Genomic DNA, 20596 nt, shown 5'->3' on the forward strand with positions numbered 1-20596 from the left:
ATTGATTGCAGTAACTAGTTGTTCTAATTGCACAAAATCCTATGGAACGATTTTGAACAGCTTTAGCTGGCCACAAAGTGGTGAAGAACAGGACGTTCTGAATCAAATCAATAACAAAGACTAAAACGTAGTTTTATGTCTAACTAGCATTCATTTTAACAAGCATGAATGAGTAGATAATTATCGGATTTGGTATTACATATGTAAGCAGAATATTTTACAGATGGGTCCGCCGAACATCTTATCGGAGGAGATGAGGTAAATTTAGATTCTACCTTTATTGATTTAGATAAGCGTTATGACCATCATCATTAATAATGATTTTAACCGAAAAACTATTACCACTATTCTGGTTGGGCGCTGTTCCAGCGAGGTGATGTCTATACCTATAAATAAGCAGTTACACCATTTTCATCACGGTCTATTTTTTGGAAAAGCTTGTACTTTTCCTATTTCTAGCTTAATAAATGCGTATTTTTTCACTTCCACCCTATCTAACTTTCCATATTACTTCACAACGCGGAATCACCGAAGAGTGCTATTCATCAGTGCCGCAGATACAGATTCTTTTTTCTCGTAAATTTTTATCTTTAACTACGGATAGTTCGGTTATTCAATTGCATCGGTGTATGACTGCAGCCACTCAACTAAATTTGAAATATTATCGCCGTCATCATCATTCTGAGGATTTTCGGGCAGTGTCAAAACTCTCTTATTTTCTTCGACATAAACGTAACCGCCATTATCCATTTGAGAATCCAAATACTTTCCGGTATGCGTTCTCACCCCCTCAATGATTCGAGCATCAACAGCATCACGATGCAGTGGAAATGCGCCAACCCAGTCACTGATTGAGTTTTCAACTTCTGCTGTCGTTAGCGTCATTACATGATTTTCCCATACTCTGGGCACAGGTTGTAAAACGATCGGTAATCCATATGCACGAACTTCATGCAGCGGGCGATCTTCAAAGGATTTGTTATCAAGGAAATAAACCTTCGCTTCAGGGCTTCGGCTCGAAAAGAGTGCGCCCGCGCCCCCCTCGTAGCGATTTGCGGGATCTACTGGAAAATCCATTACATTGCCCACCATTGTTACATCTATTGGTAAATTCTGCACATGAACCGCGTATTCACCGGGATTGTAGATAAAGTTATTCACGTATTGCAACGTTCCGCCATCCATTCTCGGCGAACGCCTTTGGCAATGCCCGAATAAATTCCCGATAAGGGAAACCCTTTCACTATCTCGAATAAAGAGACAATACGCATGATCTCGTCCGTGAGCATTCAGACGTAGAGGCTCCGCAATAATAGAATCTCGAATTGTCAAATTTGACACTCCTCCAAAAACTGAGATAGCCTCATCGATAGACCAACTGACAGACATATTATCGAGTATAACGTTATACGTCCCCTCTGAATTGCGCCCACCGCGTACCACCATGGCATCCCCTTCTCGGGCGTCCTTCTTACTCATGATATTTAACTTATGATCGCGGTCGCCTAGACGAACGCGCATATGCTGTAAACAAACGTCGTGCGAATTAACTCTCAGTGCTTTGTGATAAAGTGAAATGCCTGGAGGCGGAGCCGTTTGTCCAGCAATCGTGACAAATGGCGAATTAATATCAAGCTTCGATTCTAATTTTATGGCACCGGAAACCTCAAAAACAATTGTTCTTGGCTCTTTCTGGTTTATTGCATCTCTTAATGATCCCACCCCACTATCATTGAGGTTAGTCACCTTAATGATTTTCCCTCTCAAACCACATACTGAATCAGTACCGAATCCTCCCTGATGAATAGGGCGTTTCGACTGCGTTCCAAAATTAGGTAAATATAAGCTGTTTGATGAAGTATAGGTTCCCTCGATAAGATCCTTATTGTTCCCAGTTACTTTCAATAAATCGAATTCCGATGCAGGCTCAATAACCGGCACTGTTACCCCCGACTTAGCAATTACCGGCAACTCTGCGCGGACTGTCAATGCAGCAAAGGAAATACAAGCAAAGATCGTTAACCATAACTGTTGTCTCAAAATAATTACTCTCTGTACAATTTCTGATAATTAAAGTTCGAGTTGCTTTCTCGCAACCAAGCCAGATAATGCGGAAAACACCTTATTTCAACTTCGCGTATTTTCTCGTCAATCCAACCTCAAAATGCTTAATTGACCAAGAATCTGCCGAACATGGTCAATTTTATCTATCAATTGATATTACCACTTATCAATCGGTTATGATTGAAGTTTATCATTTTAGCAATGTAAACATATGTCACTCCCAATAACTAAATAACACTGAATTAAATCTGATATGAGCCTCTAATTATAATTGCATTCAGGTACCTCATCCTCTAACAATGCAGCGGCGATATTATGAATACTCCAATCTATTAGATATCTACCCCCATGATACTTCAAGATGCAAAGTCAGCAAGGCAATTTGCACCGAGCTCCTGAAGCACCATATAGTTTAAAAAACGAACGCCAGAGCTGACTAAAAATCGCTCAGGCAAGGCGTGTTAGCGAAGGAATAGAGATCTCTGTCGAGCTGACACAACGCAGAATGAACGATTTTTAGGCGCTCCCGAATGGCGAGGCCCAAAGGGTTCGGCTAAAAGGGTTTTACGCTTTTTTGCGAGGTATTTTCTTAAATCAACAGGCGTCACACCTCTCACCACGGTAACAACGAGCCATATCGAACAAAAATCAACCTAAAGATATAAACAGCCTCCGAAACAAGAGACGCTACTTTAATTGTTGTAGTTTCAATAATTGGGTCTAAGCTAATAACAGAGTAGCTAATTAATATAAAAACATTTGTAGTTAAATTTATGTTTGCAAGTAATTATTCGCCCCCCTAGCACATAGCATTCAGCCAGTTCGGGAAATAATTACTTATGTTCTCTGGTTTATTTTGTCAGCTTTATTTGCAGGTAGCGAGGAAGGTACTGATCTCGATAATCGAGTTGAAATGGTAATGAATATTTCAGCGGGAGGCCTTCAATATTTAAGTGATGATAAGTTATTTATTTCCAGATAAAAAACAACGGCCGTTTATTGATACATTAATGGAATAATGGAGTGAAATGATTGTGAGTCAACTAATTAGCGATTTCCTCATTCAAGTAAATGAGCAAAAAGTACCTTATGTCCATTGCAAAAACAATGCGAATATAGAGCGCGCGCTATCAGGCGACAGTGATCTTCATTTACTGTTTGAACATGGTCGAAAAGAAGAAGTTAAGTCAATTTTTGCTCTGTTAAATATCGTTGCAGTCGACTCATATAAAGATAATTGCCAGTCTGAAATAAAAAATTATATAGGATTTGATACCGCATTAAATAAACTTATTCATTTCCATGTATATTTTAAATTATCAGTTGGGTACGACTTCGATAACAATTATCTGTTACCCATTGAAAATAGCTATTTAAAGTCCAGATATAAATATAAAAATATTTACCTCCCTCGTATTGAGAATGAATATATATTATCAGTGGTTAGATTAATTTTAAGAAATGGTCTTTTACCCTTCTCTCTATATACTCTTAGCAATAAAATAAAAATGTGGAAACACTCAAAAAAAACAGGGGTTATAATTGGCCCTGATTATAAAGAATTCCAATTTCTTGAAAAGAAAATCAATAGAGATCAAGTTAAAAAATTACTTGAATGCGATTTTTGTTTTATAAATCAGGAGTTATTTGCAGACTGTGAGCGAGTCGTCAAAAATAATAATAGCCTTAAGTCATATTTTAAAGCTAGCTTAGCATTGAAAGCAGCGTTCAAATCAATGCGGGACAATGGCATAACTAAATCCTATCTTTTGTCACTAATAAGAATAAGCCAATCCCGTTATAAGAACCTTCTAAGGAAAATTTTCAAATATAACTCTTTTACTTACGTCCCCAGGAATGGAGGACGAGCTTTTGCCTTTGTTGGTGCAGATGAAGCTGAAAAAAGTACTACTATAGATCTCTTAAAAGATACGCTATCAAAGTATTTTAAGGTTCAAGTTATTCATATAGAAAGACCAAATAGGAGCTTTTTAGGGACGATACTAAAAATACCAATCAAAATATCCAACAGAGTTATGCCAAATGATATGAACCTTGCTTTGAGCTACCTTGCACTTGCTGTTGATAGGCTCAGCGAATTTAGAAGAGCCTGCAAGTTAAGAGAAAATGGATATATTGTTTTACTCGATAGGATTCCGTTAAAAGGAATTACAGGGGTGGATTCTCCAGGAATAAGAGTCAATATCGGCACTAAATTTGAATTTTTATCTCACCTTGAAGAGGCTATTTATCAAAAAATAAATGGAGTAGATGAGCTGTTTATTCTGAAGTCAGCTCATGATATTGCACTTTTTCGCCAGCCTGAAAGTGAAGCAAATGAACTGCGTTTTAGTTCAGAACAAATATCGAATAATGATTGGCAACCTCCTTATGCAAAAGTAATTGACACAGGAATTACAAATGTAAAAGAGCTTCAGGGAGAAATACTTAACTTTATTAACAAAAGCTTATGCAAAAAATATGATTTTATTGAAATTATTGGTTTAAATGGCACTGGTAAATCAACATTAACAAATGAAATAAAAAATAAACATGCCAATGTAACTTCTGCAATTCCTCTTAAGAAATATAAATTATTTTTATTTTTATCTGCTTTAATCTCAATACCCTGGTTTTTTAAGGCTTATCTGAAAACAAAAAGCCTTGAAGTGTCTAAGAATGTTATGCGCTTATTTACATCCATAATGATCATTGAGTACTGGAAGTTTACTAGCTATAACCCGGCATCTAATTTTATTTTGGATCAAGGTCCATTTTTTCAGATTGCAGTGTTGAGAAAAGAAAATATTTTAAAAAGCGATTTGTGCGAGAAGTTAGTCAATTCTTATATCAAGAATATTATCTATTTAAGTGCTGAACATGAGATTCTCTGGCAACGGGTGAAAAATAGAAAGAATCAACCTTGCAGATCCCAAAAGATGAATAAAATAGAATTTATAGATTTTTGCTCTCGTTATAGCCGAGCATTTAATTCGTTATCTAGCCACAATATAAAAAGAGTAGATACTACAAATATTTCCACTTTAGAGTTGTTGAATGTACTGAAAGGAGAAGGAATTATATGCAAGTAATACGGAAATTATACGAATTTTATTATCGGAAACAGTATCCGATCGAATATGCGAAAAAAATTGGGGTAAATATCGGAAACAATTGTCGTTTAATCGACGTTTCCTTTAGTAGTGAGCCCTACTTGATAACGCTAGGCGATCATGTTTCTGCAACAGCAGTTCGTTTTGAAACACATGATGGAGGAGTATGGGTTTTCAGGGAGGAAGATCCTAAAATCGATAAAGTAAATACAATTACAGTAGGTAATAATGTTTTTCTGGGCTACAAATCAATCATTTTACCTGGGGTTACCATCGGTGATAATGTTGTTATTGGTGCTTACTCGGTGGTCAGTAAATCGATTCCTTCAAATTGCGTTGCTGTCGGCGCCCCTGCAAGGCCAATTAAAGATATTAATACTTATAAGAAAAATATATTACTGGATTGTGATAGCACAAAAGAATTATCCAAGGAAGATAAGAAACAATATTATTTGAAAAAATATATGAATAAAAATAATATATCAATGAATTATGATAATTCAGAAGAATTATCCAATGAAGATGAGAAACTATATTATTTGGAAAAATATATGGGTAAAAATGATTAAAGCTGTGATAAAAAAGCTACAACTGCTTATTTATAATTTTATTATTTGAAAAGATAAGCAGTTATGGTTTAGAAACCGTTTACTCAATGCTTACGCTCTCAAGGGGCTAAGGTAAGCGCCCAAGGAGCGCTACATTTGAAGCTTTAATTGATCGCGGTGTTCATAGTCTTTCGGTTACGCATATAACCTTTTTTATATTAGTCCGCCTCATTCAAGGCGGATTAATCTTTAAGACGACATTAATATCCCGCATTAAGCAGATGCAAGCTCATCTTCTGCCTGAGATAATAATGCAAACTCTTCTTCAGCTGTTGTTGCAACCAGGTTGTTACGACCAATTAAGAAGTAATAGGCCATACCGACCACAAATAGCGCCAATGTGAACAGGAATGCACGAACGTCATAGGCATATACCCCGGTAAGTGCAACCAGAGACAGTACAAATGAGATCCCTGAAGTCACAATACCACCCGGTGTTTTATATGGACGTTGCAATTCAGGCTGTTTGATGCGCAGCAGAATGTGGCTACCGGACATCATAGCATATGATACTGTCGCGCCGACAACCGCCATTGACAAGATCAGGTCACCTTCACCCGTTAGCGAAATCACGAATCCTAAAATAGCAGGATAGACTAGTGCACGTACTGGTACTTTACGCTTGCTGGTTAATGACAGGTTTTGCGGTAAATAACCTGCGCGTGACAATGCAAATACCAAACGGCTATAACCGTAAATGATAGAGAAAAATGATGCGATTAATCCCGCCAGACCCAATATGTTAACCATAGTTGCAACATTATTGTGTCCCGTCATTTTCAGTGCATCCACAAGTGGGACCGCACTATTTCCGATAACTTCAGCACCGGAAGCACCTGTTACCAGTACAACAACCAGAACCGCAGTAAACAGAAGAAAAATCATTGCAGCAATAATCCCTTTCGGCACATCTTTGGCCGGATTTTTTGCTTCTTCAGCCGCTAAAGGCACCCCTTCCACAGCAAGGAACAACCACATCGCAAATGGCAGCGCTGCCCATACACCGTAATAACCCATTGGCAGGAACTCTGTTCCGCTGGCTACAGGTGCGATATCAAATAGACGTGTCGCATCAAATTCCGGCAATAATACAACGCCGGTTGCAATAATAGCTAACACAGCAAGCCCACTGATCACCATCATCACTTTCAGAGCTTCACCGGCGCCAAAGATATGAATACCCACAAAAGCGAGGTAGAACAATGCGTAGACCATAGGCCCATCAATTCCGAGCAATTCATTAACGGCTGATCCGATGAAAATAACAATCGCAGCGGGAGCAAGTGAATATTCGATTAAAACGGCAAGCCCGGTAAGGTAGCCACCAACAGGTCCCATCGCCTGACGGGCAAAACTGTAACCACCGCCAGCAGCTGGAATCGCCGCCGACATTTCAGCAAGCGACAAGACCAAGGTTAAGTACATGATGCCCATCAGTACTGCAGCAACTGCAAAGCCACCCCAACCAGCCTGCGCAATACCAAAATTCCATCCCGCAAAATCACCCGAGATAACATAGGAAACCCCAAGACCGGCAAGTAAAATCCACCCTGCGGCCCCTTTTTTCAACTGCCTTTGAGCTAGATACTCTTGATTATTTGACATAATATTTTCCTCTTAAGTAACGATTAATTTGTTAAACAAAATTGTTGTGTAGTGGTGCTTTCAAGCGGTAAATCTTCACTGCGATCTTTCAATTTGACGCCTGATAATTTAATCCGCTGCGACTCATTGAGTAAGTAACTACACTTATGTGCCGCTGCCGGGTATGGCAATCCCTCCGGCCTGATATTAGAAATACAGTTGCGCAGCGAATCTTCAGTACCACGTTTAGCACTCCATGTAAGGTACAGCCCCATACTATCCGGGGAACTTAGCCCCGGACGTTCACCAATCAGTAGTATCACTTGCTTCGCATTAAGCCCTTCACAGACATCATCGCCGACCGCCACCCGGCCTTGTTCGACAACGTAAATAGGTGCAATTTTCCACTTCTTATTTGCCTCCTTATGCAGACTAGTAATTAATATTTCTAAGAATGGTTTGGCATGATTAGCAATCGCGTAGGAAGACAGACCGTCAGCAATCACAAAAACCAGATCATAGGGCTCACCTACGCACTGTTGCTGCACTTTATAGATAGATGCTTCGTCGAGCCGCCGGCCAAGATCCGGGCGCTGCAGATACTCCATTCGATCCCGCGCTTTACTGTGCAGTTTTTGTACCGGTAAATAAGGTTGTAAAACATCAGCCTGTGCAAATTTCGCGCACAACTGCTCAACATCCAGCGGCACATGAACAGCATCGATTGCTTGAGCATGCGAAAGTTGAAAACGCAGCAGCTCCTCGGTAGGGATACTGGTCCCTACCCTGCCGAGTCCTATTCGGGCTTTGGTAAACTGGCGTAACTTTTCCCAGGGATCTTTATGGACAATCTCCTGATTGATTGACACTACATTATTCATGATGCCTCCTTAATCATTTTTAATGGCCGAGAAAAGCAATCAGGTAAATCATTGTTTAACTGAGAACTGCTATCTTGTGGTGATATATCCATCTTTTTCAACCAGTTATCAAACTCTGGTGCCGGGCGAAGGCCCAATGCCTGGCGGGCATAAAGCGCATCATGGAAAGAGGTCGTCTGGTAATTAAGCATGATGTCATCGGATCCCGGAATCCCCATAATAAAAGAGCATTCCGCCACCCCTAACAGGGTCAGCAGGTTATCCATATCATTCTGATCGGCATAGGCATGATTGGTGTAGCAGATATCACATCCCATCGGCAGACCGAGCAGTTTGCCGCAAAAATGATCTTCTAATCCGGCACGGATGATCTGTTTACCATCAAAGAGATATTCAGGCCCAATAAAGCCGACCACGGTATTAACCAGTAGTGGATTGAACTTACGTGCCAGCGCATAAGCACGCGTTTCGCAAGTCTGCTGGTCAACGCCATGATGACCATTGGCTGACAGCGCACTGCCCTGCCCGGTCTCAAAATACATGACGTTATTGCCCACGCTGCCGCGTTTTAATTCCAATGCTGCCTGATACGCTTCATCAAGCACATTGAGATTGACGCCAAAGCCTGTATTTGTCGCTTCAGTACCACCAATAGACTGGAAAACCAGGTCGACCGGCGCACCTAACTCAATTGCTTCGATGGTATTGGTGACGTGGGTGAGCACGCAGGATTGGGTCGGGATTTGATAATGCTGAATCACATCATCCATCAGCTTCATCAGCTTAACCGCCTGCGATACGCTATCCGTTGCCGGGTTAATACCGATCACCGCATCACCACTGCCGTACATCAAGCCGTCGAAAATAGAAGCTGCGATGCCATTAACATCGTCTGTCGGATGATTAGGCTGCAGGCGTGTAGATAAATGCCCGGATAAACCAATCGTATTACGGAATTGGGTGATAATGCGGCACTTCTTGGCAACCAGAATCAAATCCTGATTACGCATGATTTTGCTCACCGCGGCGACCATTTCCGGGGTGATCCCCGCGCGGATTTTTGCCAGCTCCAGTTCAGTGGTGGTTTCTTGTAACAGCCAGTTACGGAAATCACCTACAGTGAAATGGGCAATCTCGGCAAAGGCAGCAGGATCATGCTCATCAATAATCAATCGGGTAATTTCATCACTTTCATAGGGAATAAGGGTTTCCTGCAGAAAAACCGTCAGGGGTAAATCTGCGAGCAGCATTTGCGCCACCGCGCGCTGCTCCGCGGAGAGTGCGGCAACCCCGGCAAGCTGGTCTCCGGATCTTAAAGGAGAGGCCTTTGCCATCAGATCGGCAAGACTGTCAAATTGATAGACATGGCCGCCGAGTTGATAACGATATTTGGACATAGTAAATACCTCGAGTCTTAATTAGGCGCAAACTTTGCACGTAAACTTTGTAATAGAATCTAAGTAAGTCGAAGCGAATATTGTTCCAAACTAATAACGCAATTGTGCAAAATTGGAAAACACCTTCAAAACAAACGCTTAGTTAAAGCAAGCATCAAAGCGGTGCATCAACCCGGGAGGGCGCAAATAATGGCTATTTCACAACCGCTTCATAACAGGTCATCAATTGCACTACAAAGGTGCAAATCATTCACTTTTGATGTCAACCAGCAGGCTGAAAGTCTGGTGCAATGGCAGCAGCACTATAACCAGCACAGTAGCGGCACATTTAATGGTTACCTGGATGAATTGAAGTTAGGGGGAATACATCTATTTGAAGAGTTTACTAACCAGACGCTGCTGCAACAGTGTTGCGTAAATGAAAACAGTGTATGGCTGGGCTTCTCACTGCAGAGCCAAAGACCGAAAATAAACAACAATGAGATTGGTGACGGGCAATTAATGATTCGCCCGTCCGGGGTAGAGTTTGAGCTGATCACCCCGCAGAACTTCCATATTTTTGGTCTGGTGTTGGACCGAGAAGCCATATTGCATGAAATGAGCGGACTCGATGCAGAGCTGTGGCTGAACCATTCCAATAAGATGTTAGTCTCTGAGGCGAATAACCACGTCAGTTACGAACTGGCCAAATTGATTCAGCTATTGCTCAATGACAATATTAATAGCGCGGGACAAAACGCTCTGTTAGATGCCAACAACCCATCCAGATTAAAGAGATTAAAACCACTGATTGCATCAAAGCTTGCCGATCTGCTGGCACAAACAGAATCGGGTTTAAAAGAGGTACAGGTACAACGGCCAACAAAACAGAGAGTCATAACGGCAATAAGTCGTTATATTGAGCAAACCGGCGACTATCCGCTGACCATTACAGAGCTGTGTAAAATTGCGCATGTCAGCAGGAGAACGCTGCATTATTGTTTCGAACAGGAACTCGGTGTTTCACCAGTGCAGTATATTAGAGACTGCCGGCTCAACGAGATAAGACGCATTTTATTAAAAAATGAAACTGAGGTGCGGATCTCTGATCTGGCTGTTGATTTTGGATTTTTCCATATCAGTACCTTCAATGCGCATTACAAGCAGTTATTCGGCGAAACACCTGGACAGACTATACAGCGGGCGGCAAACTACCAAAACATCACAACGCAAAGCCTGATTATCAGTGCATAACCATTGTGTCAGCAACACAAGATCACCGCAGCCAATATTCACAGGGCAAGGTATCATACCAAATCCGATAACTATCTACTCATTTATACTTGCTAAAATGAATAGATAATTATCGGATTTGGTATAAGTCATCTTAGAATATATTAATTAGCTCTAACCGAATTGATTTAAATCTCACTTTTGATTTAATCTGCGCTTTATATACTGAAATTTCAGCGATAGGATTTCAACTGATTAAATATCTATCTTTGAGGGCTGGGAAAACAGGAAAAGACAAAGAGAAATAACTATTATTCAATGGGATAAAACTGTTTACAAAAAATCCGCAGTAACGTTTTGGTTAGACTGCTAATGGTAAAGGTGAGATTGATATACGCGTTACACAAGCACCCAATTACAAGTTGCAGATGTTGTCCAATATAAAAAAGAAATAGTTCTGCTCACCCTTTTGAAATCCTATTTTGCTGCACTGAAAATAGAACAGCAATCAGAACATTATATTGATTGTTTTTGAATCGGCAGCGCTATCTGTTTGTTCATTACCGGATAATCTTTCAGGATATCTTTGGATAAAATCAATAAAACAGTCAGCCATTGATGCCACGGTTACCGTTCCTAATCCTCTCATCTTGGTTAGCGCGTCATACCCCTCTTTCCCTTTCATGGTATACGCTGAAGAGGTGCCAAGGTAATATTTCTCAGGCTCTACAGCAACCCAGTCACCTGCACCGGTAAAGAGTTTCAGATTAATAACTCTGCTGCCCATCAGGTTTTCCGGCTTATATATATAGTCGAGATTATGTGCGTAAGGATAACTTCCCGAACCCGTTCCTATCACGCCATTGCTAGTCGCATTGTTGATTGCCCCCTCAAGTGCCAGCGCAATATTTTTTCCTTTCAGCTCATAGACTCCTATCGGAACGGCAAAAGGAAGCAGTTTACCTGCAATATCTGCAATAGTAATATCTCCTGCATTCAAAGAGGTGCGGATCCCACCGGCGTTATGAATAGCGAAATCAACGGCGAAACCTTTTTCTTTCATCATATGCGCAAAGGATTCGGCAACCAGCGGAGCGATTTCGCTTGCCCCCTGATCGTCTGGTATGCGCACATGGCGTAACGCCTGAGAGGCAGTGCCGATTTTGGTGTTCTGTAATTCACGGACTCTGGGAATATATTTGTCCTGCAGAAGACTATGCAGTTTTGGATCTTTTTTACAGAACACCACATTTTCATGTTCCCGAAGATACTTATCTGCCTTCTGGTGTAAGTCATCCTGAAAAGTTTCCTGCAAACTTGGGTCGTTCCATAAACGGCTGCCAAACAGCAACTCATTTTTACCCGAAAAATGGGTAACCTTTCCCCCGGCATCAAAATCAATATGGCAATGCCCTATGCTCTGAGCATGCCAGCCAGCGTGTACAATATGTGTCCCATTTACCTTAGTGCCATACTCCTCTTCCTTAGCAAAGCCAAGTGAAGAGAAGTCCCCCTGCAGAGTATGCGTGTGCCCGCCGATGATAAGTCCAATTCCCTGCGTTGCGGCGGCCAGCTCTTTATCGGCCTGGTAACCGAGATGGCTGATAAGAATAATCTTATTGATTCCCTGCGCGTGAATGGCAGCGATGGTGTTCTCCGCTGTTTCCAGAGCATTAACAAAAGGGGTATCGGGATCCACATTGGCGATTTCAGACATTTTATCCAGAGATAAGCCAAAGATTGCCACCGGCTCACCCTCTGCCCTATTTAAGATCCAGTTAGCCGTTTTATTTTCGGCATTGTAAGATTTTAGCTTTGCCTTGCCGGTTAACTTTTTAGCTTTGTTTGACAGTTCATTACTGATATCCCAGTTTCCCGCCAGTAAAGGAAAATTAATACGATCGAGAAACTCAGCGACCGGTTCGTTACCCATATCGAGCTCGTGATTTCCTATCGCCATTGCATCTATTGCCAGTGCGTTGAGCATATCAGCATTGGCCTCCCCCTTAAAAAGAGAGAAATAAAGGGTGCCCTGAAAACAATCTCCGGCATGGAAAAACATAAACTCGCGGCTATTGATTCTGGCTTCTTCTTTAATCTGACCCGCGCGGGTTGCTATGCGTGCAAAACCCCCATTGCTGACGTAGGGCGACACCTTACGTCCGTCAAACTCTAAATCAATCTGCAGAGACTGAGGTTCAAAATAGGAGTGGGTATCATTAATATGCGCCAGTGTCATTCTGACTGGCTGATGTGTTTTTTTCATATTTCTTCTTTTGTTTTTTATTCCCTCATATACTAAGCCATTCATTATTACAATGTAATGAAAATATTGATTTTACTGAATCTATTGTTGATCTGCTATTTGACACGGGAACAAACCATAACCGGCAGCTAACTCTTCTGAGTGAAAATTGATCAGGCAAATCCCTCTCTCCCAAAACCGGGCAGAAAAACTATTTTTTCAACGTTAAAGTGATTTAAACAGGACGTTGCCGCAAATTGACCTTCGTTTTATCCTGCGCCTAATCACTTGCTTCTTTCTTTATCTAACAAGGTTCGTTTGCGCTCAAGCCCCCATCGATACCCCCCCAGTGCACCATCACTCCTCAGGACGCGATGACAAGGGATAAGCACGCCAATTGGATTTTTGCCGCAAGCCGTTCCTACCGCACGTACAGCCTTTGGATTGTCAATTTGCTCAGCAACTTCAGCATAGCTCACCACATCTCCCTCTTTGATGCTCAGTAAGAACTGCCACACCTTAACCTGGAATGCTGTCCCCCTCATGTCCAGGGGAACATCGGGTCTGGGAGCTCCTTGGCTGAGGTGTTTGTCTAAGGCCTCCATCCAGTTATCCAGTTCAGATGCATTCTGTGCTGCAGAAAGGACAAGTTCGGCTTTGGGAAACTCTTTAGACAACAGGGAGAATAAAGAGCTTTCATTGTCACCGAACTGCACCGAGCAGATCCCTTTACCGGTAGCGGCCATTATCATCAGTCCGAGCGCGGTCATGCGGCAGGCATAATGAATGACCTCACCATCGCCCCCGGCACGGTAAGCCTTAGGCGTCATCCCTATATTTCGCGAAGCTTCCCCGTACACTCTACTGATAGAGCCAAATCCTGACGAGTAAATGGCATCTGTAACACTATCACCTCCTTTTAATAAACGCTTGAAATGACGCATTCGAATTGCATCTTGGTAATGTTTGGGGGAGATACCAAATATCTCTTTGAATACTCTTTGTAATCTGGAGGGAGAAAGCCCGGCAATCCCCGCTAGTTGCAACAGCGTTATTTTCTCTTCGATGTGCTCTTCAATATAATCAGCCACTTCAATAATTTTTTCTATTCGTGCATTTTTTCCCGCAGGGCAGCAGCGTTTGCAGGGGCGAAATCCAGCTTGCAGAGCAGATTCAACAGCAGAAAAAAATCTGATATTTTCCGGCTTAGCGGCTTTAGTGGGGCAAGAAGGCTGGCAGAAAACACCCGTCGTAATAACGCCGTAGTAAAACAGCCCATCAAAGGACGCATCTCTGCTCTCTACCGCCTTTCTCATTGCCTTTTCAGATGGCATTGGCATCAATTGCATTCTCCTTTTAGTCGCTGTTGCTGATACAGTGATCTCACCATAAATCTACCTGCCCTGCTATCCGATTCTTGCTGAATAATTCTAAATAGCCCAAAGTGGAATAGCACGCAATATTCAGATGTTTTGGAAAGCGGATTAACGCTAATATGAACTCATATCAAAATAGAGAAAACGGAACTTATTATGAAATCTCCTATCAGCAACGCTATCAACTCAAAAGTATGGTTCATGCTTATTCTACTTTCTATATTATGGGGAGGCTCATTTTTCTTTGTCGGTATCGCGGTTAATGACCTTCCTCCGTTAACTATTGTCGCGCTGAGAGTAAGCATTGCTGCCCTGGTATTATGGGCTATCGCATTTATGATTGGTCTTCGTCCGCCAAAAAGCCTGAAAATATGGGGTGCTTTTGTTGCTATGGGATTACTCAATAATGTTATCCCGTTTGTCCTTATTGTATGGGGGCAAACACAAATCGCATCTGGATTGGCAGCGATTCTTAACGCAGCTACGCCTATATTTACAGTCGTCGTAGCAGGTCTTTTACTGCCTGACGAACGGCCGACACCACTCAAATTAATGGGAGTGGTGATCGGCTTTGTCGGCGTGGTCGTGATGATAGGTATGCCAGCTTTAGGTGGTGATAGCAAACTCTTTGCTCAACTTGCCATCGTTGCCGCTACAATAGCCTATGCCTTTGCAGGGGTCTATGGCCGCCGCTTTAAGGCTCTTGATATCAACCCGGTGGTCACAGCAGCAGGACAAGTAACGGCTTCAACCCTTGTCTTATTACCCATTGCCTTTATGGTGGATGGTACAATTGATATAAGTGCAACAAGTAAAAATACCTGGATGGCCATTACGGGACTCGCTGTTATGTCGACGGCAGTTGCCTACGTGCTCTATTTCAAAATACTTGAACTGGCGGGCGCAACTAATGTATTACTGGTAACACTCCTGGTTCCTGTTTCGGCGGTTTTTCTTGGTTCGCTGTTTCTAAACGAATCATTGCAGCTTATTCACTTTCTGGGAATGTTATTGATTGCACTGGGCTTATCAGCTATTGATGGGCGACTATGGCTGCGTTTGATAACTGCTTTAGCTTAACCGCTAATCAACACCTTAAGGGTACGAACATGGATAAAGAAACGATACGCCGTGGAATGCAAGCGCTTAGCCTTGTAGATCAAGATGTTAAGCATGCCCTTATAGAATTTGGGCTGCCAGCAGTACGGATGAGAGCAAGCGGCTTTGAAGCTTTTCTTGTCATTATTGTTAGCCAACAGTTGTCGACTAAAGTGGCAACGATAATTATGCAGCACCTGATTGCCTTAATGCAGGAGTAATACCAAATCCGATAATTATCTATTCATTTTTGTTTGTTAAAATGAATGCTAGCTTCGTTATTTATTTTGTAATTAGAACAACTAGTTACTGCAATCAATGCCTTGCTTTCATCCATTTTTCCTGCGCCTAAATAGATCATCTAATTAACGGAATTGGTATAACACCTGAGCGGCTTATGGAAATCAGCGAGCAAAGTCTTCGCGAGGCAGGTTTGTCTTTTCGAAAAATTGAGTATGCCAAGGGTCTGGCTGAGGCAGTGCTCAATGGCAGTTTGGATATTGACGGCTTGGCTACATTAAGCAACGAAGAGGCTATCCAAGCCATCACCAACCTCAGAGGGTTTGGCCGTTGGAGCGCCGAAATCTATCTGCTGTTTTCCATGGGCAGGAAAGATGTTTTTCCGGCAGATGATCTGGGGGTATTAGTTGGTTTAAAGCAATTAAAGGGGCTTGCAGAAAAACCGACGGCAAAGCAGGCGCGTGAAATAGTAAACCACTGGGCGCCATGGAGAAGTATCGGAGCATTGTTTCTGTGGCACTATTATCATCAGCATACTGAATAGTCACGGAATCAACAGCAGCACAAATGTGCGGTAGTTAAAGTTTTTTGGCAAATAGATGCTCAGACGCAGTGGCTCAGAAACTCCCGGCTGCTGCCTCGGGTTTGGCAAAACCTATTATCCACGCCCTTTACCAGCCTGTACCGATAGAAGGGCTACAACTGGTGTTGCCCCCTTGTTTTGAGTGACGCCCTACCCAAAGGGTGGTCACGAATTTACCACGCTGTTGGGTAATGCCGATGCGGCACTCTACCAGGCCAAAGAGAAAGGCAGGAACAAGTTATAATTTATGTGCAAACTTATCTTTACCTAAAACTTTACCTGCTCAACTTTATAAAGCCCACCCAGCACCATAAACTCCTGCTCCCCTTCCAGACTGCGCGGCAGTAGCGACTCGAAACAGGCGATTTTGCACAGCGGTACCCGGACGGAAAAAACCTTAGAGCCGAAACGCAGTGCCGACTCCGGATCCGAGGTAAAGGAACTGAGGTTATTGAACAGCTTAACCGGATAACCGTCAATCAGATACTCTGAGGGCTCGGTGCAGCCCCTGTAGAGTGTGAGATGTTCAGTATCCGGGTAACGCAGACGCAGCTCCTGCTGGCAAAAGCAATAAAGTAGATCCAGCTGTTCAAAAAGTTCATTGGTATTATAAGTTGCTCTGCTGCACTTTTGCCGAAAGCGCAGGTATTGCGGGCTGTCCGGCCCCGGCAGCAGCTCCTGATGAAAACAGGTGAGCAGACCGAAACGCGATTCCACCCAGCTACGCCAAGCAGCACCCTGATCGTTATCCGAGTCAAATAACCAGCCCAGCAGCAGACGACGATAGTTTATCTTAGGTCGGGGGGGAGGATCGGCTGCCTCTTGTGCTCCGGAACTGCCCTTTAACAAATGAAAACGCGATGTCATAAACCCTCGAAAATGGTTAGCGCGGATCTCAGCAGTGTCTGCGCTCTTCAGCATATTGAATAAATTTGGATAGAGGATGGCAATACCGTCGATCTCCACCGGAATCGGCTGCTCCTGGTAGGCCAGGCTGGCCAGAAGCCTGGAGGGAACATTACAATGGTTAAGCGGCAGTGAGATCTGTTTCAACAGACTGACTTCGCTTTCGCTGAGGGAATAGATAGGCGCGTCCATAGAGGCAACCTTAGATACCGGCTGCAGATCAGACATTGCGCAGCGCTTGTACATAGAGGCGATCTGACAGTGCGACAATTTGCTCATGCTGATGCAGCGCCGCCAGCCAGTCCTGACGGATCTGCATATGGCCGTAGTATGCCCCGGCCATTTGACCGGCAATCGCAGCCGTGGTATCGGCATCATTGCCTAAATTAGCAGCCGCCAGCACACAGGACTCGAAAGAATCTGTCTTGAGGAAGCACCACAGAGCAGACTCTAAACTCTCAATAACAAAGCCGCTACCGGTAAGCCCCTGATAGGGTTTATCGAGAAAAGCACCGGACTTTATGGAGCGGATCTCATCAGTTTGCGGAGTATATTCGATACAACTAAAGGCTTGTTTCTCGCTGCCATTTATCAGGCTCACCAGAAACAGCGATAAATAACGGCAGGCATCGACACAAAGTGGCGATCCATGGGTTGTCCGGGAGCTTTCTCCGGCATAATGGACGGCCTGCAGCGGTTGCTGCTGATAGAAAATAGGCACGGGTGCCAGGCGCATAATCGAGCCGTTGCCGGAACTCCAGCGTCCCTTGGCTCCGGCAAAGGGATCGCCGGTTTTCTGAAAACGGCGCAGCGCAGAAGACACACTGACACCGACATCGAAACAGGTCCCGATGCTGCTCATATAACCGTGATCCAGCCAGTTACAATAACGCTGCATCTGATCCAGGGCGTTAAAACCAATGGATTCAACCAGACTATGACCAAGGCATAAGGCCATTGAGGTATCATCTGTCCAGTAGCCCTTTTTCAGGCAAAAATGTCCGCCCCCGACCATATCGGTAAGAGGTTTAAAGGTGCCCGGAGGTCGAAACTCCAGTGTTGTACCGACAGCATCCCCCACGGCCAGTCCAACCAGGCAGCCCCTGGATTTATCCTGAAGATACATACTGTGATCTGCTAACTCAGAGAAAACCGTCATAACCACTCTTAATTCAAAATAATTGCAATATGACTAACAGTAGCAAATATCATTCCATATTTAACTTATTGGTTTTTAATATAAAAAGGTAAAAATCATCATTAATGAATGCAGCAGTCGAACTGGATTGTTGCAACTCTGACAAATTAAATACAACAGAGCCGCAATAATGCGGCCCTTTTTAAACTTGCAGTTAATCGCAAAAATAACTCAACCTTTGCAGCATGTTCTGGTCTTAACTACCATATCTAAAGGCTCTGCCGGCGGCTTGATCGCTTTTTCTTTTACCACCAGCTCTCCGAGCTGATCCCAGCGGTAAGTGGGACCGTCCATACACACCAGATCATCGGCAACATAGCAGTGGCCACAAAGGCCGACGCCACAATGCATTCGGCGCTCCAGTGAAAGCCACAGCCGGTCGGCAGGGTGACCATGGTCTATGACAATTTTACAAACAGCTTCCATCATCCCCTCCGGACCACAAGTCATCACATGCTCAAAAGGTCCGTGCTCTGATTCGATGTAATGCAGGTTATCCACCAGTTTGCGTCCATGCATATACTCGCCGTCGGCATTTTCAAGATCGTCAACAGCCTGATAAAGCGTACACTGATCCTGCCAGCGGGAACGCTCCTCCTTCATTACCAGCATGGCTATATTTCGGGCACTGAAATAAACAACAGGATCTGAGCCGGCAGCAATCAAAGCATCAATTTTGGCGGCAACCGGTGCCAGCCCACATCCCCCGGCAATCACCAGAACCTTTGTGCCGCTCAGATCCGGCCAGCCTTTACCAAAAGGACCACGCGCGCCAAACAGAGCACCTTCCTGATGTTCAAACAGTGCCTTTGTCAAAGAGCCGATGCAGCGAATGAGCGCCACAAACCGCCCATCCTCGTCCGGCATCCCCGCATAGGTAAAAGCCGCCTCTCCATATCCGGGAATAGACAACATAAAAAACTGACCGGGTTGTACCTTTTTAGGGTCCGCAAACTCAGGCAGCCCTTTGCTTTTATCTGCCGGTTCAAAGGTAAAATGAACAATATCCTGCCCGTCCGCATAACGCCTGACCAGACGGATCGATTGAGGGGTTAAATTAAGCATTAGAAATCTTCTCCATAATAGAATGAACGCCTACCGAGCCCGGACAGACGGTTTCACAGCGACCGCAGCCCGTGCAGCCAAAACGCCCCATCTTTAAGGCGATATCTTCAGAAAATTTGTGGTACCAAAAACGATACATACGACGACCCGCTTCCGCTGATGGATTCGCTCCGCTGGCCTCTTTCTGAAAGCCTTCCAGCTGGCAGGAGTCCCATACGCGCTGGCGTCGATACTTGTCATCTTCTTGAAGATCCCGGGTTGTGTAACAGCTGCAGGTCGGACAGATCTGACTGCACCCTGAGCAGCTGATACACTGATGCGCAAACTGCTGCCAGTGCTCGTCGGGAACGGCGCGGGCATTGATTCTTTGAATACCGTTGATAATGTGGGTATCACTTTTAAACCCCGCTTCGCTATGGCGGCGGTTCATTTCACGCCAGGATTTCCAGCTGCTGTCGGCGGGGCGCAAATCCATTCCGGATACCGCGGCGCGACCATTATTACTGCTGCAGATCAGCCACCAGCCCTGCATATCACCGCCGATCGTCGGCATTGGCGTAAGAATCAAATCCGCGATATTTTCATTCACTTGCGGACCGGCATTAACACTGCGGCAAAAACCGTTCTCACAGGGGGCGGAACAGTCGATACCCACCAGCAGGGTTTTCTGCCTGCGCGCCTGATAATAGGGATCCTGCTGAAAATGTTTGTCCTGATAAGAAATCGCCACTAAATCACAGGCTTTTACACCGAACAGCACTTGTGAACCATGCTTGGGTTTTGTCGTTGCAAAGGTCTCACTATCAAAAACAAACAGTGATTCCTGCTCTGAGAAAAACATGCTTTTAGGCGACACCAGCGGGCGCAGTTGTGGATCAAAATGCGCCACTTCACCATGGGCAATAGCTTCCCAACTACCGTTACCCAGGCCGTTATCCACCGGCTGAAATACATCATTCCGCAAAGCCAGCCAGTCTCTCAAATGCTCTACCCTATCCAATTCGTATACATACATAGTCATCTATT

17 protein-coding genes are annotated in these 20596 nt (G+C 43.7%); 7 read left to right on the forward strand and 10 right to left on the reverse strand.

Features of this window, described 5'->3' with window-relative positions:
• Positions 1-609: 609 nt before the first annotated feature.
• Positions 610-2040, reverse strand: coding sequence for a hypothetical protein (locus ABZA00_RS01250; RefSeq protein WP_372880326.1), 1431 nt, complete (start codon positions 2038-2040; stop codon positions 610-612).
• Between the two features lie 1058 nt (positions 2041-3098).
• Between ABZA00_RS01250 and ABZA00_RS01255 the strand changes: the two genes are divergently transcribed.
• Complete coding sequence (locus tag ABZA00_RS01255) at positions 3099-5156, forward strand: hypothetical protein (RefSeq protein WP_372880327.1); 2058 nt, start codon at positions 3099-3101, stop codon at positions 5154-5156.
• A 122-nt stretch (positions 5157-5278) separates the two neighbouring features.
• On the forward strand, positions 5279-5746 hold the full coding sequence (locus tag ABZA00_RS01260) for a DapH/DapD/GlmU-related protein (RefSeq protein ID WP_372880328.1): 468 nt from the start codon (positions 5279-5281) through the stop codon (positions 5744-5746).
• A gap of 252 nt (positions 5747-5998) precedes the next feature.
• Here ABZA00_RS01260 and eat read toward each other — a convergent pair whose 3' ends face one another.
• From eat to ABZA00_RS01275, 3 genes are read right to left on the reverse strand one after another with little or no spacing between them, the layout of a single operon-like run.
• The gene (eat, locus tag ABZA00_RS01265) at positions 5999-7390 is read right to left on the reverse strand and encodes an ethanolamine permease (RefSeq protein ID WP_372880329.1); all 1392 of its coding nucleotides are present in this window, start codon (positions 7388-7390) and stop codon (positions 5999-6001) included.
• Positions 7391-7413: 23 nt separating this feature from the next.
• Entirely contained in the window at positions 7414-8250 is an 837-nt protein-coding gene (gene eutC, locus ABZA00_RS01270; RefSeq protein WP_372880330.1) for an ethanolamine ammonia-lyase subunit EutC, read from the reverse strand.
• Complete coding sequence (locus ABZA00_RS01275) at positions 8247-9647, reverse strand: ethanolamine ammonia-lyase subunit EutB (RefSeq protein ID WP_372880331.1); 1401 nt, start codon at positions 9645-9647, stop codon at positions 8247-8249. Before ABZA00_RS01275 ends, eutC begins: the two co-directional genes overlap by 4 nt.
• A 189-nt stretch (positions 9648-9836) precedes the next feature.
• Here ABZA00_RS01275 and ABZA00_RS01280 point away from each other — a divergent pair, with 189 nt between their 5' ends.
• Positions 9837-10880: a helix-turn-helix domain-containing protein gene (locus ABZA00_RS01280; protein WP_372880332.1), complete on the forward strand. Its 1044-nt coding sequence runs from the start codon at positions 9837-9839 to the stop codon at positions 10878-10880.
• A 487-nt stretch (positions 10881-11367) separates the two neighbouring features.
• Here ABZA00_RS01280 and ABZA00_RS01285 read toward each other — a convergent pair whose 3' ends face one another.
• The gene (locus ABZA00_RS01285) at positions 11368-13125 is read right to left on the reverse strand and encodes a bifunctional UDP-sugar hydrolase/5'-nucleotidase (RefSeq protein ID WP_372880333.1); all 1758 of its coding nucleotides are present in this window, start codon (positions 13123-13125) and stop codon (positions 11368-11370) included.
• Positions 13126-13388: 263 nt separating this feature from the next.
• Positions 13389-14444 carry a bifunctional transcriptional activator/DNA repair enzyme AdaA gene (locus ABZA00_RS01290; protein WP_372880334.1) on the reverse strand — a complete coding sequence of 352 codons (1056 nt, stop codon included), beginning with the start codon at positions 14442-14444 and terminating at the stop codon, positions 13389-13391.
• A gap of 192 nt (positions 14445-14636) precedes the next feature.
• Here ABZA00_RS01290 and ABZA00_RS01295 point away from each other — a divergent pair, with 192 nt between their 5' ends.
• The 4 genes from ABZA00_RS01295 (at position 14637) to ABZA00_RS01310 (ending at position 16645) form a co-directional block, all read left to right on the forward strand.
• Positions 14637-15560, forward strand: a complete 924-nt coding sequence (locus tag ABZA00_RS01295) for a DMT family transporter (RefSeq protein ID WP_372880335.1) — start codon at positions 14637-14639, stop codon at positions 15558-15560.
• A gap of 29 nt (positions 15561-15589) precedes the next feature.
• Positions 15590-15799 (forward strand): hypothetical protein, encoded by a 210-nt coding sequence (locus ABZA00_RS01300; protein ID WP_372880336.1) that lies wholly within the window; start codon positions 15590-15592, stop codon positions 15797-15799.
• A gap of 158 nt (positions 15800-15957) precedes the next feature.
• A complete protein-coding gene (locus tag ABZA00_RS01305) occupies positions 15958-16362 on the forward strand; it encodes a DNA-3-methyladenine glycosylase (protein ID WP_372880366.1) in 405 nt (134 codons plus the stop codon).
• 181 nt (positions 16363-16543) lie between these two features.
• Positions 16544-16645: a diguanylate cyclase domain-containing protein gene (locus tag ABZA00_RS01310; protein ID WP_372880337.1), complete on the forward strand. Its 102-nt coding sequence runs from the start codon at positions 16544-16546 to the stop codon at positions 16643-16645.
• A 23-nt stretch (positions 16646-16668) separates the two neighbouring features.
• Here the strand turns inward: ABZA00_RS01310 and ABZA00_RS01315 are convergent, their stop codons facing one another.
• The 4 genes from ABZA00_RS01315 to ABZA00_RS01330 all read right to left on the reverse strand — a co-directional run bounded on the left by ABZA00_RS01315 (position 16669) and on the right by ABZA00_RS01330 (position 20591).
• On the reverse strand, positions 16669-17535 hold the full coding sequence (locus ABZA00_RS01315; RefSeq protein ID WP_372880338.1) for an NAD(+)--dinitrogen-reductase ADP-D-ribosyltransferase: 867 nt from the start codon (positions 17533-17535) through the stop codon (positions 16669-16671).
• A complete protein-coding gene (locus tag ABZA00_RS01320) occupies positions 17528-18466 on the reverse strand; it encodes an ADP-ribosylglycohydrolase family protein (RefSeq protein ID WP_372880339.1) in 939 nt (312 codons plus the stop codon). The genes ABZA00_RS01315 and ABZA00_RS01320 overlap by 8 nt, the downstream gene beginning before the upstream one ends.
• Before the next feature lie 210 nt (positions 18467-18676).
• Entirely contained in the window at positions 18677-19570 is an 894-nt protein-coding gene (locus tag ABZA00_RS01325; protein ID WP_372880340.1) for a hypothetical protein, read from the reverse strand.
• The gene (locus ABZA00_RS01330) at positions 19563-20591 is read right to left on the reverse strand and encodes a 4Fe-4S dicluster domain-containing protein (protein ID WP_372880341.1); all 1029 of its coding nucleotides are present in this window, start codon (positions 20589-20591) and stop codon (positions 19563-19565) included. The genes ABZA00_RS01325 and ABZA00_RS01330 overlap by 8 nt, the downstream gene beginning before the upstream one ends.
• Positions 20592-20596: the final 5 nt, after the last annotated feature.

It is taken from the genome of Psychromonas sp., assembly GCF_041586535.1.
Classification (GTDB): domain Bacteria; phylum Pseudomonadota; class Gammaproteobacteria; order Enterobacterales; family Psychromonadaceae; genus Psychromonas.

What these genes read in the sequence shown, in the direction of transcription:
- eat (WP_372880329.1), bottom strand. Translation starts at nt 7,390, where the DNA reads ATGTCAAATAATCAAGAGTATCTAGCTCAAAGGCAGTTGAAAAAAGGG.
- eutC (WP_372880330.1), bottom strand. Translation starts at nt 8,250, where the DNA reads ATGAATAATGTAGTGTCAATCAATCAGGAGATTGTCCATAAAGATCCC.
- ABZA00_RS01275 (WP_372880331.1), bottom strand. Translation starts at nt 9,647, where the DNA reads ATGTCCAAATATCGTTATCAACTCGGCGGCCATGTCTATCAATTTGAC.
- ABZA00_RS01280 (WP_372880332.1), top strand. Translation starts at nt 9,837, where the DNA reads ATGGCTATTTCACAACCGCTTCATAACAGGTCATCAATTGCACTACAA.
- ABZA00_RS01285 (WP_372880333.1), bottom strand. Translation starts at nt 13,125, where the DNA reads ATGAAAAAAACACATCAGCCAGTCAGAATGACACTGGCGCATATTAAT.
- ABZA00_RS01290 (WP_372880334.1), bottom strand. Translation starts at nt 14,444, where the DNA reads ATGCCAATGCCATCTGAAAAGGCAATGAGAAAGGCGGTAGAGAGCAGA.
- ABZA00_RS01295 (WP_372880335.1), top strand. Translation starts at nt 14,637, where the DNA reads ATGAAATCTCCTATCAGCAACGCTATCAACTCAAAAGTATGGTTCATG.
- ABZA00_RS01300 (WP_372880336.1), top strand. Translation starts at nt 15,590, where the DNA reads ATGGATAAAGAAACGATACGCCGTGGAATGCAAGCGCTTAGCCTTGTA.
- ABZA00_RS01315 (WP_372880338.1), bottom strand. Translation starts at nt 17,535, where the DNA reads ATGTCTGATCTGCAGCCGGTATCTAAGGTTGCCTCTATGGACGCGCCT.
- ABZA00_RS01320 (WP_372880339.1), bottom strand. Translation starts at nt 18,466, where the DNA reads ATGACGGTTTTCTCTGAGTTAGCAGATCACAGTATGTATCTTCAGGAT.
- ABZA00_RS01325 (WP_372880340.1), bottom strand. Translation starts at nt 19,570, where the DNA reads ATGCTTAATTTAACCCCTCAATCGATCCGTCTGGTCAGGCGTTATGCG.
- ABZA00_RS01330 (WP_372880341.1), bottom strand. Translation starts at nt 20,591, where the DNA reads ATGACTATGTATGTATACGAATTGGATAGGGTAGAGCATTTGAGAGAC.